The organism is Streptomyces sp. NPDC048018, from assembly GCF_043202995.1.
GTDB lineage: Bacteria > Actinomycetota > Actinomycetes > Streptomycetales > Streptomycetaceae > Streptomyces.
This window is the reverse complement of record NZ_JBIDBK010000007.1, coordinates 125154-140975: the sequence shown is the minus strand read 5'-3', so window position 1 is coordinate 140975 and position 15822 is coordinate 125154. Positions and strand designations below refer to the sequence as shown.

At 73.7% G+C, this 15822-nt stretch carries 13 protein-coding genes; 5 read left to right on the top strand and 8 right to left on the bottom strand.

Going from position 1 to position 15822, the window contains the following annotated elements:
• Positions 1 to 92 precede the first annotated feature (92 nt).
• Together ACGF1Z_RS26435 and ACGF1Z_RS26430 are read left to right on the top strand one after the other, a co-directional pair.
• Positions 93 to 1364, top strand: coding sequence for an MFS transporter (locus ACGF1Z_RS26435; RefSeq protein ID WP_393008078.1), 1272 nt, complete (start codon positions 93 to 95; stop codon positions 1362 to 1364).
• A 28-nt stretch (positions 1365 to 1392) separates the two neighbouring features.
• Positions 1393 to 2643 carry a D-arabinono-1,4-lactone oxidase gene (locus tag ACGF1Z_RS26430; protein ID WP_393008476.1) on the top strand — a complete coding sequence of 417 codons (1251 nt, stop codon included), beginning with the start codon at positions 1393 to 1395 and terminating at the stop codon, positions 2641 to 2643.
• A gap of 3 nt (positions 2644 to 2646) precedes the next feature.
• On the opposite strand, the gene ACGF1Z_RS26425 is transcribed toward ACGF1Z_RS26430, so the two are convergent.
• Positions 2647 to 3399 (bottom strand): hypothetical protein, encoded by a 753-nt coding sequence (locus ACGF1Z_RS26425; protein ID WP_393008076.1) that lies wholly within the window; start codon positions 3397 to 3399, stop codon positions 2647 to 2649.
• A 499-nt stretch (positions 3400 to 3898) separates the two neighbouring features.
• Here ACGF1Z_RS26425 and sepH point away from each other — a divergent pair, with 499 nt between their 5' ends.
• On the top strand, positions 3899 to 4954 hold the full coding sequence (sepH, locus tag ACGF1Z_RS26420) for a septation protein SepH (protein WP_393008074.1): 1056 nt from the start codon (positions 3899 to 3901) through the stop codon (positions 4952 to 4954).
• Between the two features lie 65 nt (positions 4955 to 5019).
• On the opposite strand, the gene ACGF1Z_RS26415 is transcribed toward sepH, so the two are convergent.
• Positions 5020 to 5847: a sulfurtransferase gene (locus ACGF1Z_RS26415; protein ID WP_393008072.1), complete on the bottom strand. Its 828-nt coding sequence runs from the start codon at positions 5845 to 5847 to the stop codon at positions 5020 to 5022.
• 210 nt (positions 5848 to 6057) lie between these two features.
• On the opposite strand from ACGF1Z_RS26415, the gene ACGF1Z_RS26410 reads away from it, so the two are divergent.
• A complete protein-coding gene (locus ACGF1Z_RS26410) occupies positions 6058 to 6834 on the top strand; it encodes a VOC family protein (RefSeq protein WP_393008070.1) in 777 nt (258 codons plus the stop codon).
• Positions 6835 to 6964: 130 nt separating this feature from the next.
• Here ACGF1Z_RS26410 and ACGF1Z_RS26405 read toward each other — a convergent pair whose 3' ends face one another.
• Genes ACGF1Z_RS26405 through ACGF1Z_RS26395 form a run of 3 tightly spaced genes read right to left on the bottom strand, consistent with a single transcriptional unit; the run spans position 6965 to position 12025 of the window.
• A complete protein-coding gene (locus ACGF1Z_RS26405) occupies positions 6965 to 8251 on the bottom strand; it encodes a polysialyltransferase family glycosyltransferase (protein WP_393008068.1) in 1287 nt (428 codons plus the stop codon).
• A gap of 3 nt (positions 8252 to 8254) precedes the next feature.
• The gene (locus tag ACGF1Z_RS26400; RefSeq protein ID WP_393008066.1) at positions 8255 to 9220 is read right to left on the bottom strand and encodes a glycosyltransferase family 2 protein; all 966 of its coding nucleotides are present in this window, start codon (positions 9218 to 9220) and stop codon (positions 8255 to 8257) included.
• A 39-nt stretch (positions 9221 to 9259) separates the two neighbouring features.
• Positions 9260 to 12025 (bottom strand): YfhO family protein, encoded by a 2766-nt coding sequence (locus ACGF1Z_RS26395; RefSeq protein ID WP_393008064.1) that lies wholly within the window; start codon positions 12023 to 12025, stop codon positions 9260 to 9262.
• 146 nt (positions 12026 to 12171) lie between these two features.
• Between ACGF1Z_RS26395 and ACGF1Z_RS26390 the strand changes: the two genes are divergently transcribed.
• Entirely contained in the window at positions 12172 to 13251 is a 1080-nt protein-coding gene (locus ACGF1Z_RS26390; protein ID WP_393008062.1) for a GlxA family transcriptional regulator, read from the top strand.
• Here the strand turns inward: ACGF1Z_RS26390 and ACGF1Z_RS26385 are convergent.
• The 3 genes from ACGF1Z_RS26385 to ACGF1Z_RS26375 form a co-directional block, all read right to left on the bottom strand.
• Positions 13248 to 13898, bottom strand: coding sequence for a thymidine kinase (locus ACGF1Z_RS26385; RefSeq protein WP_393008060.1), 651 nt, complete (start codon positions 13896 to 13898; stop codon positions 13248 to 13250). The two genes, ACGF1Z_RS26390 and ACGF1Z_RS26385, sit on opposite strands and share 4 nt — an antisense overlap.
• Positions 13899 to 13970: 72 nt before the next feature.
• Positions 13971 to 15176: an alkaline phosphatase family protein gene (locus ACGF1Z_RS26380; protein WP_393008058.1), complete on the bottom strand. Its 1206-nt coding sequence runs from the start codon at positions 15174 to 15176 to the stop codon at positions 13971 to 13973.
• Complete coding sequence (locus ACGF1Z_RS26375; protein ID WP_376628655.1) at positions 15176 to 15769, bottom strand: DUF5998 family protein; 594 nt, start codon at positions 15767 to 15769, stop codon at positions 15176 to 15178. The genes ACGF1Z_RS26380 and ACGF1Z_RS26375 overlap by 1 nt, the downstream gene beginning before the upstream one ends.
• Positions 15770 to 15822: the final 53 nt, after the last annotated feature.

The following is a 15822-nucleotide window of genomic DNA, read 5'->3' as shown; positions in this document are numbered from 1 at the left end:
AGCCGTAGGCTTTAGCTATTAATTACACGTGTTGAGCGTGCCCCGCCCGACCCGTGCGCGTCCGCACGTCCTGCCCGAGCCCGGAGATCCCCTTGCCCAGTCCCTACCGTGCGATCTTCACCGCCCCCGGCAGCAGAGCCTTCTCCGTGGCCGGCTTCGTCGGCCGGCTGCCGCTGTCCATGATGGGCATCGGCATCGTCACGATGATCTCGCAGGTCACCGGGCGGTACGGGCTCGCCGGCGCGCTCTCCGCGACGCTCGCGATGTCGGCAGCGGCGATCGGCCCGCAGATCTCGCGGCTGGTCGACCGGCACGGGCAGCGGCGGGTGCTGCGCCCGGCGACCCTGGTCTCGCTCGTGGCGGGCGCGGGACTGCTGTTCTGCGTGCAGTTCGAGGCGCCGGACTGGACCCTGTTCGTCTTCACGGCCTTCATCGGCTGTGTGCCGAGCGTCGGCGCGATGACGCGCGCCCGGTGGGCGGACATCTACCGGGGCGAGGCGCGCCGGTTGCACACCGCGTACTCGTGGGAGTCGATCGTCGACGAGGTCTGCTTCATCTTCGGGCCGATCGTCTCGATCGGCCTGTCGACCGTCTGGTTCCCCGAGGCGGGCCCGCTGCTCGCCGGCGTCTTCCTCGCCATCGGCGTCTTCTGGCTGACCGCGCAGCGCGCCACCGAGCCCGCCCCGCATCCGCGCGGGGCGCACACCGGCGGCTCCGCGCTGCGCTCCCCCGGCCTCCAGGTGCTCGCGCTCGCGTTCGTCGCCACCGGGGCCATCTTCGGATCCGTGGACGTGGTGACGGTCGCGTACGCCGAGGAGCAGGGCCACAAGGCCGCCGCAAGTCTGGTTCTGGCCGTCTACGCGCTGGGGTCCTGCCTGGCCGGCGCGGTCTTCGGGCTGCTGCACCTCAGGAGCGAGGCGTCGCTGAGGTGGCTCCTGGGCGTCTGCGCGATGGCCGTGAGTATGATCCCCCTCCTACTGGCCGGGAACTTGCCGTTGCTGGCCGTGGCGCTCTTTGTCGCGGGCCTCTCCATCGCACCGACGATGGTGACCACGATGGCCCTCGTCGAAGCGCACGTACCGCGCACCAAGCTGACCGAGGGCATGACCTGGACAGGGACCGGGCTCGCGATCGGTGTGGCGCTCGGCTCCTCGGCCGCCGGCTGGGTGGTCGACGCGTCCGGGGCGAAGGCGGCGTACGTGGTGCCCGTGGTCTCGGGTGCGCTCGCGGTCGTGGTGGCACTCCTGGGCTTCCGCCGGCTGCGCAGGCCGGTGCCGACACGGGAGGGGCAGCGTGAGCAGGACTCCGAGGACACGGGCGACGCAGTGGTCGGGGAACGGGGCGGCGAACGGCCCGTGGCGTAACTGGGCGGGGAACGTCACCTCCCGCCCCGTGCGGGAGGTGAGCCCGGCCTCGGCCGAGGAGCTCGCGGACGCCGTGCGGAAGGCCGCCGAGGACGGGCTGCGGGTGAAGACGGTCGGCACCGGCCACTCGTTCACCGCGATCGCCGCCACGGACGGCGTGCTCGTCCGGCCCGGACTGCTCACCGGCATCCGGCGGATCGACCGCGAGGCGATGACCGTGACCGTGGAGTCCGGCACGCCGCTGAAGCGGCTCAACGTGGCGCTGGCCCGCGAGGGTCTGTCGCTCACGAACATGGGCGACATCATGGAGCAGACGGTCGCCGGGGCCACCTCCACGGGCACCCACGGCACCGGCCGGGAATCGGCCTCGATCGCCGCGCAGATCCGCGCACTCGAACTGGTCACGGCCGACGGGCGTCTGATGACCTGCTCCAGCACGGAGAACCCCGACGTCTTCGCCGCCGCACGGATCGGCCTGGGCGCGCTCGGCGTGATCACCGCCATCACCTTCGCCGTGGAGCCCGTCTTCCTGCTCACCGCGCGCGAGGAGCCGATGTCCTTCGACCGGGTGACCGCGGAGTTCGACGAGCTGCACGCGGAGAACGAGCACTTCGAGTTCTACTGGTTCCCGCACACGGACAACTGCAACACCAAGCGCAACAACCGCAGCGCGGGCCCCGTGGCCCCGCCCGGGAGGATCAGCGGCTGGATCGAGGACGAGCTGCTGTCCAACGGCATCTTCCAGCTGGCCTGTTCCCTGGGCCGGGCCGTGCCGCCGGTCATCCCGTCGATCGCCAGGATCTCCAGCCGCGCCCTGTCGGCCCGTACGTACACGGACATCCCGTACAAGGTCTACACCTCGCCGCGGCGGGTGCGCTTCCTGGAGATGGAGTACGCCCTGCCCCGTGAGGCGGCCGTGCCGGCGCTGCGGGAGCTGAAGGCGATGATCGAGCGTTCGCCGCTGAAGGTGAGCTTCCCGGTGGAGGTGCGGACGGCGCCCGCCGACGACATCACGCTGTCCACGGCCTCGGACCGGGAGTCCGCGTACATCGCGGTGCACCTGTACAAGGGCACGCCCCACCAGGCGTACTTCACCTCGGTGGAGCGCATCATGACCGAGCACGGCGGCCGGCCGCACTGGGGGAAGGTGCACACCAGGGACGCCGCCTACTTCGAGAAGGTCTATCCGCGGTTCGGCGAGTTCGTCGAACTGCGGGACCGGCTGGACCCGGACCGGCGCTTCGGCAACGACTACCTGCGCCGCGTGCTCGGCGACTGACCGTCACCCGTCCGTCTCCCGCGGGCTCGCGGGAGCGGTGGGCGGCGGGGTCGCCGTCGGCGCGGTCGGGGGCGGGGTCGTGCCGCCGTCGGTGGGATCGGCGGAGCCGGACGGCGTGGGCGTGGGGGTCGGGGTGGCCTCGGGGGTCGGAGAGCCGGTCCCGGGGGTGGCGCCCGGGGTCGGGTGCGTCCCCCGTCCGCCGGTGGACCCGTCGCCGCCGGAGCTCGGGGTGGCGCCGGGCGTGCCGCCCTCCGACGGGCGCTCCTCGCCCTTGTCGCCGCCGGCGTCGCCGTTCGCCTGGCCGCGGACCGCCGAGCCGAAGGTGGTGGACCCCTGGGTGCCGCCGAGGTCCTGACCGGAGCTCAGCTCGTACGCGGTGATGCCGCCCATCGCGACCAGGAAGACCACGGCCGCGCCGAGGGCGGGGCGTTTCCAGCCTCTGACCCGGGTGCCGTGGACGGTGGCCGCGCCGAACTCCCCGCTGTGGCCGTTCCCGGGCGTCGCGGCCGGGCGGCGCGCACAGGGCTTCGCCTGGGTGCCGGCCGCCTCGCGCATCTGCTCGCCGGTGCGCTTGAAGACGTGCTGCAGGACCGGACCGCCGCAGGTGGCGATGACACTGATCACACCGGCGCCGAGGATGGTGCCGTACACGCCGAGCGTGGAGGCGAGTTTGGCGGCGAGGACGGCGGCGATGGCGCTGCCCGCGACCTGAGGGACGCTCAGGTCGAAGCGTCTCCTCTCGTTCTCGCGCTCCATTGCGCCGGTTTTCCGCTCCTCAGTGCCGGTTTCCGGCGTGTGACGCATGTCCAACCCCTGCTGTTCATCTGTTCCACCATGCACTCACAAGGGACAAATGGGCGAAGGGATTAGTTCCGTTTCTGGTGTTTCTGTGAAGAGGGACACGCACGGGGGTGGGAGGCGGAGACTCAACTCCCGAACCTCCCGAGAAGTTGGGCGGCGCGGCGGTCCACCCAGGTGGCCCGAATGGAGTACTGTGGCGAGCCCTGGGTCCGGACCCCTCACGGGTGTCCGGAATCGACGGAAGGGGGCCGATGGTGGCACTCGAACCGGCGGAGCCACGGCACACACGGGCACCCGCGACACAGCGTGACGGCCTGTCACTCTGCGTCGCAATCAGGTAACCGTGCCATAACGGCGCTCCAGGGTCCATGCCCGACACGCCGGGCAACTCGGCAGGGTTGTGGCAGGCTGCACCCGGGCAGGCCACACTCGACTAGCGGAAGCAGCGACGCACGTGACGTCGGCAGGCACCACCCGGGAGGTTCCCATGCCCGAACTGCGTGTCGTGGCCGTCTCGAACGACGGCACACGACTGGTGCTGAAGGCTGCTGACAGCACGGAGTACACGCTTCCGATCGACGAGCGGCTGCGCGCCGCGGTGCGCAACGACCGCGCACGGCTCGGCCAGATCGAGATCGAGGTGGAGAGCCACCTCCGCCCCCGCGACATCCAGGCCCGGATACGGGCCGGCGCCTCCGCGGAGGAGGTCGCTCAGCTCGCCGGCATCCCCGTCGACCGGGTGCGGCGCTTCGAGGGCCCCGTCCTCGCCGAGCGCGCGTTCATGGCGGAGCGGGCCCGCAAGACCCCCGTGCGCCGGCCCGGCGAGAACACCGGCCCCCAGCTCGGCGAGGCGGTGCAGGAGCGGCTGCTGCTGCGCGGCGCCGAGAAGGACACCGTGCAGTGGGACTCCTGGCGCCGCGACGACGGCACCTGGGAGGTGCTGCTCGTCTACCGCGTCGCGGGCGAGGTGCACACCGCGAGCTGGACGTACGACCCGCCCCGGCGGCTCGTGCAGGCCGTCGACGACGAGGCGCGGGCACTGATCGGCGAGACCGACGACACGCTGGCCGCCGCCCCGGAGCCGACCTTCCCCTTCGTGCCGCGGATCGCCCGGCTGCCCCGGGACCGGCCGCTGGACCGTGCGCTCGACCGCCAGATCGAGCGGACGCCCGCCCCGGCCCCCGAGCCGGAGGAGGAGCGGGACTCCCTGACCAGCCTCCTGGAGGCCGTGCCGAGCTTCCGCGGCGACATGGTGGTCCCCGAACCGGCCGACACCGAGCCCTCCGACGAGGTCGAGGCCGAGGAGCCGCCGGCCCCGGCGGCCTCCGCGGGCGCCGGCTCCGCCTACGCGGACGTCCTCATGCCCCGCGCCGTCTCGGGCCACCGCGACCGCCTCATCGGCACCACGGACCGCCAGGCCGAGGCCGACGGCGTCCGCCCGGGCCGCCGCGCGGCCGTACCGAGCTGGGACGAGATCGTCTTCGGCACCCGCCGCAAGAAGCAGGACTGAGGCCTGACGTGTGAGGGCCCGCGCCCGGGGCGCGGGCCCTTTCGCCGTGCGCGCGGCCCGGCGGACTACTGCGGATCCGGACCCGTCGCCACCGGGCGGCCGGGGTCGGCGGACCACTCGGACCAGGAGCCCGCGTAGAGCGCCGCCGGGAGGCCGGCGATCGCGAGGGCGAGGACCTCGTGGGCTCCGGAGACACCGGAGCCGCAGTAGACCGCGACGTCCGCGCCCTCCACGGCGCCCAGGGCGGCGAAGCGGGCCGCGAGGGCCTCCGCGGGGAGGAACAGACCGTCCGGACCCACGTTCTGCGTTGTCGGGGCCGAGACGGCGCCCGGGATGTGGCCGCCGACCCGGTCGATGGGCTCCACGTCGCCGCGGTAGCGCTCGGCGGCGCGCGCGTCGAGAAGGAGACCGGAACGGGCCAGGCTCGCCGCGCCGTCCGCGTCCAGCAGGCCCAGGGCGCCCGGACGCGGCTCGAAGTCGCCCGGCTCCGGGTCCGGGACGTCCTTCACCAGCTCCCCCGGCCACGCGGCCAGCCCACCGTCGAGGACCCGGACCTCCGGGTGCCCGGCCCAGCGCAGCAGCCACCACGCCCGCGCCGCGCCCCAGCCCGGACCGCCGTCGTAGACGACGACCGGCGTGTCCGCCGAGACACCCGCCCGGCGCATGGCCGCGCCGAAGGCGGTGACGTCCGGCAGCGGGTGCCGTCCGCCGCTTCCGGGCGGGCCCGCGAGGTCGGTGTCGAGGTCCACGTAGACGGCGCCGGGCAGGTGCCCGGCCTCGTACTCGGGGCGTCCGGGCGGACCGCCGAGGGTCCAGCGGACGTCCAGCAGGACCGGCGGCCGCGCCCCGGCCGATTCGCTCACGAGTTCGCTTGCGGAGATGATGGGCTTCATGGGGCCATCCTCGCGCAGCACGCGCCCCGGGACCGGGCCTCTCCCGTATTGTCCGGGGCGCGCGGCACGCTCCGTGGTGCGACGATCAGCGCAGAGTGTACGACCGGTGCAGGTGTAGGAGGGCCGGGCGGCGGGCAATGACCCGCCGGGGCGCTCCTGTCCGGGCTTCCGGCCCCACCTCGTACGCCCCCTGGCGAGGAGAGAGTGACGATGACCGAGGCGACTCGGCGCACACCCGGTACACCCTGTTGGGTGAGCCTGATGGTGCATGGACTTGACGCGACGCAGGAGTTCTACGGCGCGCTGTTCGGCTGGGAGTTCGTGCCCGGGCCGCAGCAGCTCGGCCCGTACGTGCGCGCGCTGCTCGACGGCCGGGAGGTGGCCGGCATCGGCCAGCTGCCCCCCGACCGGCATCTGCCGATCGCCTGGACCACCTACCTGGCCACCGACGACGCCGACGAGACGGCGGAGAACATCCGCTGCTGCGGCGGCACGGTGGCGGTCGGCCCGATCGACGCGGGCGAGGCGGGGCGCATGGCGATCTGCGCGGACCCGGCCGGCGCCGTCTTCGGCGTCTGGCAGGCCGACGCCCACCACGGCACCGCGACCGCCGGACCCGCCGGGACTCCGGTCTGGAACGAGCTCCTGACGTACGAGACGTCGTCGGTCGGCAAGTTCTACCGGACGATCTTCCGTTACGAGACCCGGCCCGTCGTCTCCGCCGACCTCGACCACCAGACGCTCCACCTCGACGGCCGGCCGGTCGCCTCCCTGCGCGGGGTCGGCACGGAGCTGCCGCGGGACCGCGGCGCGCACTGGATGACGTACTTCGAGGTGGACGACGTGGACGCGTCCGCCCGCCTGGTCGACGAGCTCGGCGGCCGGCTGCTGCGCCCGCCGCACGAGGGCACGGCGGGGCGGCTCGCCCTGGTCGCCGACCCCGAGGGCGCGGTCTTCACTCTGGTGCGGTCGGCGGTCCGGCCTTAGGTCACGCCCTCCGGATCGTGCCGGCCCGCGCTCCGGAAGCCACGCCCCAGGGCACGCGTCGGACCGCGGTCAGGACGCCGCCGCACGGTAGCCCGGCCAGGGCACCGGGCGTGGCCGCGGGCCGGTGGGACTACGTCGTCCGCGCCGGGACGCGCAGGTCCAGCTCCGCCAGCCGTTCCGCCGGGAAGTGCAGCGCGGCCGCGGGGCCGGTGCCGTGCGCCGCCAGGTAGGCGAGCGTCTCGGCGCGCAGGCCGGGGTGCGCGGTCGGGCGCATGCAGTGGCCGACCGCCCGGACGAGCGGTGCGAGACCGTCCGGTGCCGCACCGGGCACGGCGGGCTCGGCGGCGCCCTCCAGGTCGGGGACGATGTGGTGGACGACCGTCAGCGGGACGCGGTTGCTGTTCTCGTACGGGGTGAGCCGGGCCAGGACCGTGCCGGTGCCGACGCGCGCGACGGGGACGCCGTAGTAGACCGCGGCCGTGAGCATCGCGGTGGAGAAGCAGCCGACGACGAGACCGGGACGGCAGCGCTCGTAGAAGGTCTCGGCGAGCAGCGGCCCGTCCAGCACGGTGAGGGTGACGCCGGTGCGGGCGGCCTCCTCGTGGAGGGCGGTCGAATAGCTCGCCGGGGCCGTGGGGTGCGGCTTGAAGACGATCGAGCGGTGCCCGGCCGCGGCCGCGCCGCGCAGCATCCGCAGGTGCAGCTCCTCTTCCTCCTCGCCGGTGAGGATGCCGAGGACCGCGAGGTACTGGCCGAGCAGCAGCGCCGTCGGCGCCGCGGCGACCGCGCGCGCCAGCCGGCCGTCCTCGCCCCCGTCCTCCGCGATCTCCCGGAGGACGGCCCGGAAGGCGTCGTCGGGGACGAGCTCGGCCCCGACGCCGTACTCGGTGAGCAGCAGCGGACGCAGTCCCGGCACCAGGTCCAGGTGGAGGACCCGGCGGACCCGGGCGGCGATCGACTGGGGCAGCTCGTCGCGGGTGGGGCCGTAGCTCATGAGGCCGTCGGCGTAGACGTGGACGGCGCTCTCCGCGAACACGGCGGCGAGCGCCTTGGCCGGGTTGACCTGGATGGACTCGACGATCACCTCGACGGTGGCGGAGCCCAGCCCCCAGGCGGTGCGGAGGACCCGCTGCCACAGCGGGGACTCCTCGGGGCGGGGCGCCCAGGAGCTGGGGTGATGCGGGTGGACGGCCTCGTTCCAGTCGACGACCTCGTCGAAGCGGGCGGCGATCCGCTCGTAGCCGGTCATCGCGTCGATCCGGACGGCGGTCTCGGGGATCTCGGCGTTGTTCGAGACGAGAAGGAGGCGGCGGGCGTGTCCGGGGGCGCCGAACTGCCCGGCGTCGAGGGCGGCCGCCACGGTGGCGGCGCCGTAGAGCGTCGACACCTGGAAGATCTGAACGCGGTCGTGCGCCATGGGTCAGGCGGCCTTTCCGGTGTCGCGCAGGCTCCTGAGCAGGGTGCTGCGGGGGGTGTCCATCGTCGCGAGGGTCTCGTCGAGGACCGACTGCGGCATCCGGCGCAGGGCGTCGGTGACGTCGCGCCGGAGGCGCTTGGTGACGGCGGGCTCGTACTGGCCGGCCTTCGCCATGTGGAAGGCGATCATCGCGCAGTAGGTGCGGACGGCCTTCGGCAGGAAGCGGTCGGCGTCGCGGTCGCGGGAGACCTCGTCGAGCAGCAGGTCGTAGGACGGGATGAAGTCGAGCTGGCGGTTGTCGGTGATCTGGGTCAGCGAGGTGGTGACACCCCGCCGGTAGAAGACCCCGTGCAGGGAGAGTGCCGCGTAGGTGCGGGCGGTGAGGTGGAGCCGCCAGATCCACAGCCGGTCCTCCGCGGTGCGCAGCTTCGTCTCGAAGCGCGAGGCACCGTTCTCGAAGAGGCGGGCGCTGTAGATGCCGAAGGGCACGAAGGGGTAGTCGACCATCGTCACCATGGCGGCCGGGGCGATGCCGTCCCTGGGGTCCATGACGGTGTCGCGTTCCTTGGCCGGCGCGTAGCGGATCTGCCGGTTGCGGTCGGTCGACAGGACGTGGTCGGTGCGGGCGAAGTCGCAGCCCAGGCGGTGGATGCCGGCCACCATCGCGCGCAGGTGGCCGGGGGCGTACCAGTCGTCGCCGTCGAGGAAGGTGACGTAGTCGCCGGTCGCCGCGTCGATGCCGGTGTTGCGGGCCTGCGCCACGCCGAGGTTGGTCTCGTGGCGGATCACGGTGGCCTGCGGGATGCGGTCCTTCCAGCGGTCGAGGAAGTCCGGGGTCTCGTCGGTGGAGTGGTCGTCGACCAGCAGGAACTCGGTGTCCGCATCCGCGTTGTCGGCGAGACTGCGCAGGGTGTCGGGGGCGTAGGGCCCGACATTGTGGAACGGCACGACGACGGACAGTTTCGGCACTCGGAATCCTCGGCTCACGTATCGGTACAGGCGGGCAGACTAGACAGCGCTCTTCTCCGGTGAACAAGCCGGACGTGCACGGTCGGTGAACTCTTGCCGTCCCCCGTGTGCCCGGCCGCGGCGCCGGTGGAGCCATGCGGTGGCCAGGAGGGCGGCGAGGGCCGCCGCACCGACCGCGCCACCGAGCCGGACGCCCGGCGGGCGGAAGGAGCAGGTCACGGAGGTGGCCTTGCCGTCGAGGGGGACGGCGAGCAGGCCGAGGCGGCTGTGCGCGGGCGCGAGGCGGGCGGCGCCGGCGGCGCAGCGCCAGCCGGAGATCCGGGGGACGGCGAGCACGGCGGTGCCGGTGCTGCCGGCGGGGAGGTCGGCGGTGAGGGTGTGGCCGGTGGTGCGCACGTCGGTCGCGCCGGTGGCGGTGAGGTCCCGGACGGCGTCGGCGAGCCGGTGCCGGTCCAGGCAGCCGACGGGCTGCGGGGGCAGCTTCAGCCGGGGCTTCGCGCCCGGCTCGGGGTGCAGCCGGATCCGGACGGCGCCGGTGGCGGGGACGGTGCCGAGTCGCTGCATGGGGCCGAGGACGGCGGGCAATCTGCCCGCGAAGCCGACGGCCGGGCCGTCCGCGAGCGCGGCGGTGCCCTGGTATTCGGGCGCCCAGAACCAGACCTCGGAGCCGGCCGGGCACTGCGCTTCGAGGGTGGCGGTGCCGTCGGGGGCGTCGGTGCGGCGCGGGGCGGCGGGGACCTCGTAGACGGTGTGTCCGAGCATGCGTTCCTGGCGGGCGAAGGCGCTGGGCGTGCTCGTCCCCGTCCGCGGGTCCGCCGGGTGGACGGTCACGAGCGGCGGTACGGGGGTGTCGGTGACCGTGATGCCGGCCTCGGGGAGCCGGTCGACGGCGGGCTCGCCCTTCGGGGTGGACCGCATCCGGGTGCCGATCGAGAAGATCGCGTCGGTGACGGGGTTGTCCAGGCTGACGGGGTGCCGGCCCTTGGCGTAATAGCCGAAGCCGAGCCCGGCGAGCATCCGGGAGTACGTGTCGGCGGTGAGGCTGCTGTAGTAGTCGGCGCCCTGACCGCCGACGAGCAGGACGTCGTTGCCGCCCGGCACCTCGCCGGGGTCGGTGCGGTGGCCCGGCCAGGCGTCCTTCTCCGCCACGGCCCGGGTCATGTCGGTGTGCCAGGGGCCGACACGGGGCGACCAGGAGACCTTGCTCAGCTGCTGTTCCTCGATGCGCTTGCCGGTGACGAGGGTCTCCCCGGCCTGCGCGGCGAGCAGCAGTCCGACGGCCAGGACGGGCAGCAGCCGCCGGGCGCGGCGGCCCGTCGCCCCGTGGGCGAGCAGCGCGGCGACGGCGGCGAGGGCGGCGGCCCCGGCGGCGGCCGGGTAGGTCCAGCGGTCGATGTCCGGGCTGACGGCGGCCGCGCGGGCGCCGAACGCGAGCAGTCCGGCACCGCCGAGCAGCGCGAGGGGCCGGGGCACGCCCTGGGCCACGGACAGCCAGGCGGCCACGAGGAGCAGGCCGCACAGGACGAAGGTCTGGCGGTAGGGGATGCCGTTGGGCGAGGCGCCCGCGTGCCAGATCAGATGGGTCGGCTCCCACTGCAGGGAGAGGGTGACCAGGACGATCGCCACGGCCCAGCCGGTGCGGACGCGGGCGGCGACGGCGGTGTTGAAGGGCAGGGTGAGGGCGAGGCCGAGGGCGGGGGTGCCGATGAAGAGGGCGGGGGTGGCCACGCCGGCGGTGGCGGGCAGGAAGCGGGCGAGGACGTCCGTCCAGGCGGCGCGCGCGAAGGCGGTGGGCGGGGTCGGGTCGGCGACCTTGGTGGCGAGGAAGATGACGCCGACGAGCGGGGCGGCGAGCCCGATGCCGATCAGGACGCTGCGGGCGGCCCGCAGCAGCGCGGCCAGGCGCGGGCGCCGCCGGCCGCCGGAGCGGCGGGTGCCGTCGGAGCCGCTCGCCGTGCGCGTGCCCGTCGGGCGGTCGGCTCCGGTGCCGGCGCGCGGCCCGGACGGGCGGTCGGTTCCGGTGTCGTCGGTGGTGAGCAGCCGGACGGCGAGGACGACGGCGGCGCCGATGGTGGCCATGTACGCGGTGTAGAAGTTGGCGAACCAGGCGAGCGCCACCACGAGCGGCCCCAGGACCGGCCGGCGGCCCGTGCGGGCCCACTCCCCCACCAGGCACAGCAGCGGGAAGGCGACGAGTCCGTCGAGCCACATCGGGACGGTGGCCGCGTAGTTGAAGGTCCAGCCGGACAGGGCGTACGCGGTGCCGAGGACGGCGGCGAGCGGCCAGGGTCCGCGCCTGAGCGTGAGGAGCAGGGCCGCCATCGCCGCGGCCGCGGTGGCGGTCTTGGCCGTGGTGATGACGTACAGCGCGAGTTCGGTGCGGTCGGCCGGGAAGAGGACGACGAGCAGGTCGAAGGGGCTGCTCAGGTAGGTGCCGAAGTCTCCGAGGAAGTTGGAGCCGAAGCCCGACGACCAGTTGAGGAAGAGGTCGCCGGGGCTCTCCCCCGTCAGCAGCGTCCGCCAGTAGGCGTGGAAGGGCAGGTACTGCTGGCCCAGGTCGACGATGTTCCGGGTCCTGGGACCGAACGGGTAGCTGCCCGCGAGCCGGCCGGCGAGGCAGAAGAGGAGTCCGGTGAGCGCGGCCGCCCCGGCCGCTGCCCGCAGCCGGGGCCGTGACGGGGAGTGCTCGGTCTCGGCAGCGGGTGGCACACGTCCTCCAGGGGCGGCTCGCCGGCCCGTTCCGCCCGGATCGGCCCGTACGGCTCCTCGGCCCGGCTCGGCGTTCTGATCGTCGTAGAAACGCATTACCCCCGAGCCGGGCGACCCCCGTCCGAGCACGAGGAGGTCCCTGAGCGCACCTCAGGTGAACAGCCGGTGCCGCCGGGCGCGGCTACCCTGCGTATCCGAACACCGTTTCCCACACCATGTGCCGAACACCGGGCGGAGACCTCATGAGCACCGTCGGACGCCTGATCGTCATCGTCCTCTTCGAGGGGGTGGACCTGCTCGACGTCACCGGACCGCCCGAGGTGTTCGCCCTCCTGCGGCGCGAGACGGACGACGCGGCGGCCTACGAGGTCCTCCTCGCCGCCGAGACCATGGCGCCGGTCACCACGGCGGCCGGGGTACGCGTGCTGCCCGACGTCACCTTCGAGGAGGCGGCCGCCCGGAGCATCGACACGCTGCTCGTACCCGGCTCCGTCGAGGTGGACGACGACCGGCGTGTGCACGCGCTGGTCGATCCCGCGGTGGTCGCCCGGGTGCGCACCCTGGCCGAGCGGAGCCGACGTGTGGCGTCGGTCTGCGTCGGCGCGCACATCCTCGCCGCCGCCGGGCTGCTCGACGGCAGGCGCGCCACCACCCACTGGTCCACCGCGCAGCAACTCGCCGCCGACCACCCGGCGGTGGAGGTCGACGCCGACCCGATCTTCATCCGTGACGGCGACGTGTGGACCGGCGCCGGCATCAGCTCGTGCCTCGATCTGTCGCTCGCCCTCGTCGCCGACGACTTCGGCGAGGCACTGGCGCTGCGGGTGGCGCGCCAGCTGGTGATGTACCTGAAGCGGCCCAGCGGCCAGAGCCAGTTCGGCGTGCCGCTCGAACCGGCCTCCACCACCCGGCGCGTCGAGGACCTGCGCCACTACGTCATGCGCCGGCTCGACTCCCCGCTGACCCTCGCGGAACTCGCCGCGAGCGCCCACGTCAGCGAGCGCCAGCTCACCAGGATCTTCAAGGCCGAGCTGGGCACGACCCCCGGCGCCTACGTGGAGTCGGCCCGCGTCGAACGCGCCCGCCACCTGCTGGAATCCACCGACGCCACCCTCGAACGCATCACGAGCAGCTGCGGCTTCGGCACCACCGACACCCTGATCCGGGCTTTCCGGCGCAGGCTCGACACGACACCGATGGAGTACCGGCGCCGCTTCCGGGTGTTTCCCTCCCCCGCGGCGGCGGGGGACGCAGGAGGGGCCGGGGACGGCTGCCAGGAGGGGCCGGGGACGGTTGCCGGGAGGGCCGGGGGCGGTGGCTAGGAGGGGTCGGGGACGGGCAGGACGTCCGGGGACAGCGCCGCCGCGCGGGCGGTGGCGGCCGTCATGCGGCGCCGGTGGTGACGGCGGCACAGCACTTCGTAGCCGACCTCGTCACCCGCGTTGACGTCGCCGACGACCACCTGCGCGCCCTCGACCACCATCTCGCCGCCGACGGTGCGCGCGTTGTGGGTGGCGCGGGCACCGCACCAGCACAGGGCCTCGACCTGGAGGACCTCCACCCGGTCCGCCAGCTCGACGAGCCGCTGCGAGCCGGGGAACAGCTTGGAGCGGAAGTCGGTGGTGATGCCGAAGGCGAAGACGTCGAGTTCCAGGTCGTCGACGACCCGGGCGAGCTGGTCGATCTGCTCGGGCGCCAGGAACTGGGCCTCGTCGGCGATGACGTAGTCGCAACGGCCGCCCTTCGACAGGTGGGCGACCAGGTACGCGTAGAAGTCGAAGCCCTCGGCGGCCTCGACGGCGTCGGTGACCAGGCCGAGCCGGGAGGAGAGCTTGCCCTCGCCGGCGCGGTCGTCCCGCGTGAAGATCATGCCCTGGAGGCCGCGGGTGGAGCGGTTGTGCTCGATCTGAAGAGCGAGGGTGCTCTTTCCGCAGTCCATCGTTCCGGAGAAGAACACCAGCTCGGGCATGGGAGGTCGAGGACCTTTCGCGATCGGGGAGGGGAAGGTGGCGAGGGGCGGGGGCCGGCGGTGCCGGTCGTCTCAGGTGCGGACTTCGAGCAGCGGGACGAGCTGCTCCGCCGGGGTCATGGACCCGTGCATGCCCGCCATGGCGGACTCGTTCGGCTCGTTGACGGAGGCGGTGATGGCGAGGTCGCCCTGGGCCGCGGCGACCACGTCGCCGATCCGGCCGTACACCCGCTCGTCGATCCGGTCGCCGAACCAGCCGAGTTCGATGGCCTCGTCGCGGCTCGCCACCCAGAAGCGGTCGCCGATGACCTCGCGCCAGCAGGTGAGGACGTCCGCCTCGGCACCGCGAACGGCGTAGACGTGCCGGGCGCGCCCCTCGCCGCCGAGCAGGGCGACTCCGGCCCGCAGCTCCCAGTCCTCGTCGAAGTCGATCCGGTGGTCCTCGTCGAAGGGGATGTCGACCATCCCGTGGTCGGCGGTGACGTAGAGGGCCGAGCGGGGCGGCAGCTGTTCGGCGAGTCGCTGGACGAGCCGGTCGACGAACATCAGCTGGCCGCGCCAGGCGTCGGAGTCGATGCCGAAGCGGTGTCCGGCGCCGTCGAGTTCGCTGTAGTACGTGTAGACCAGCGCGCGGTCGCCGGCGGCGAGCTGCTCGGCGGCGCCGTCCATGCGCTCCTCGCCGGAGAGCCGCCCGAGGAAGGTGCCGCCGCTCAGTGCGATCTTGGTGAGCGGGGTGTCCTGGAAGATCGGCGAGGAGACCTGGGCCGTGTGGACCCCGGCCTCGTCGGCGAGCTGGAAGATCGTGGGGTACGGCTGCCAGGCGCGGGGCGGGGTCCAGGGCTTCCAGCGGAGCTGGTTCATCAGCTCGCCGGTGTCCGGATTGCGCACGGTGTAGCCGGGCAGGCCGTGGGCGCCGGGGAACTGTCCGGTGCCGACCGAGGCGAGCGAGGTCGCGGTGGTGGCGGGGAAGCCGGCGGTGAGGGGGCGCCCGGTGCCGCCGCGTGAGGTGGCGAGGAGCGAGGTGAGGTACGGGGCCTCGTCCGGGTGGGTCGTGATCTGCTCCCAGCCGAGTCCGTCGATGAGGAAGACGCAGTTGCGGTCGGCGGGCGCGAGCTCGGTGATCCGCGCCTCGCAGCCGGGGACGCCCTGACCGGCGACGAGCGTCGGGAGCAGGTCGGCGAGCGACCCGCTGCCGTACTCGGGAAGCGGGGCCGTGGCAGGGTCCAGCGGCACCGGTTCGTCGGGCCAGCCCTGGGCGAGCGCGGCGGGCTGGGCCATCAGCGGGCGACCGCGGTGGCGGCGGTGGCCTCGGAGAGCGCCTGGGCGAAGGCCAGGGTCTGCCGGACGGTGTCGGGGCCGTCGCCGGCGTCGCTGACCCGGAGGCTGAGGTCGTCGGCGGTGGAGTTGCCGGTGTAGCCGTGGTCGGCGTCGCAGTTGGGGTCGCCGCAGGCGGCCGGCTCCAGGTCGATGCGCGAGACCGCGCCCCACCCGATGGTCAGGACGACTTCGCGGGGCAGGGTGCCGGGCGTGTACGACTCGGGGTTGGCGACGACGCGGCTGACGACGATCGACGAGATCCGGTCGAGCTTGACGGACTCGGTGGACGTCGTGGCGTACGGCGTCGGGGAGCTGTTGTCGGCGGACTGCTCGTCGGTGTGGCTGACGATGAAACGGTTGGCCGTGAGGACGAGGACGGTGACGTGGCGCCGGACCTCGTTGGCGTCGAAGGTGGTCTCCTGGTGGACCACGTACGACGTGACGGCCTCGCCGCCGACGGCGGACTCCACCGCCTCGGCCACGAGGGCCGGGTAGTAGCCGCTGCGCTCGATCGCCGCGCGCAGCCCCTGGGTCGTCGTACCGGTCTTCGCCATGGACTCCATCCTACGGGGCTGCGGGGCCCCCTCCGGCCCTCCGGCGGGGCTGG

Bases quoted from the DNA above. Each gene is read 5' to 3' on its own strand.
- ACGF1Z_RS26425 (WP_393008076.1), bottom strand. From the start codon at position 3,399: ATGGAGCGCGAGAACGAGAGGAGACGCTTCGACCTGAGCGTCCCTCAG.
- ACGF1Z_RS26415 (WP_393008072.1), bottom strand. From the start codon at position 5,847: ATGAAGCCCATCATCTCCGCAAGCGAACTCGTGAGCGAATCGGCCGGG.
- ACGF1Z_RS26410 (WP_393008070.1), top strand. From the start codon at position 6,058: ATGACCGAGGCGACTCGGCGCACACCCGGTACACCCTGTTGGGTGAGC.
- ACGF1Z_RS26405 (WP_393008068.1), bottom strand. From the start codon at position 8,251: ATGGCGCACGACCGCGTTCAGATCTTCCAGGTGTCGACGCTCTACGGC.
- ACGF1Z_RS26395 (WP_393008064.1), bottom strand. From the start codon at position 12,025: ATGCGTTTCTACGACGATCAGAACGCCGAGCCGGGCCGAGGAGCCGTA.
- ACGF1Z_RS26390 (WP_393008062.1), top strand. From the start codon at position 12,172: ATGAGCACCGTCGGACGCCTGATCGTCATCGTCCTCTTCGAGGGGGTG.
- ACGF1Z_RS26385 (WP_393008060.1), bottom strand. From the start codon at position 13,898: ATGCCCGAGCTGGTGTTCTTCTCCGGAACGATGGACTGCGGAAAGAGC.
- ACGF1Z_RS26380 (WP_393008058.1), bottom strand. From the start codon at position 15,176: ATGGCCCAGCCCGCCGCGCTCGCCCAGGGCTGGCCCGACGAACCGGTG.
- ACGF1Z_RS26375 (WP_376628655.1), bottom strand. From the start codon at position 15,769: ATGGCGAAGACCGGTACGACGACCCAGGGGCTGCGCGCGGCGATCGAG.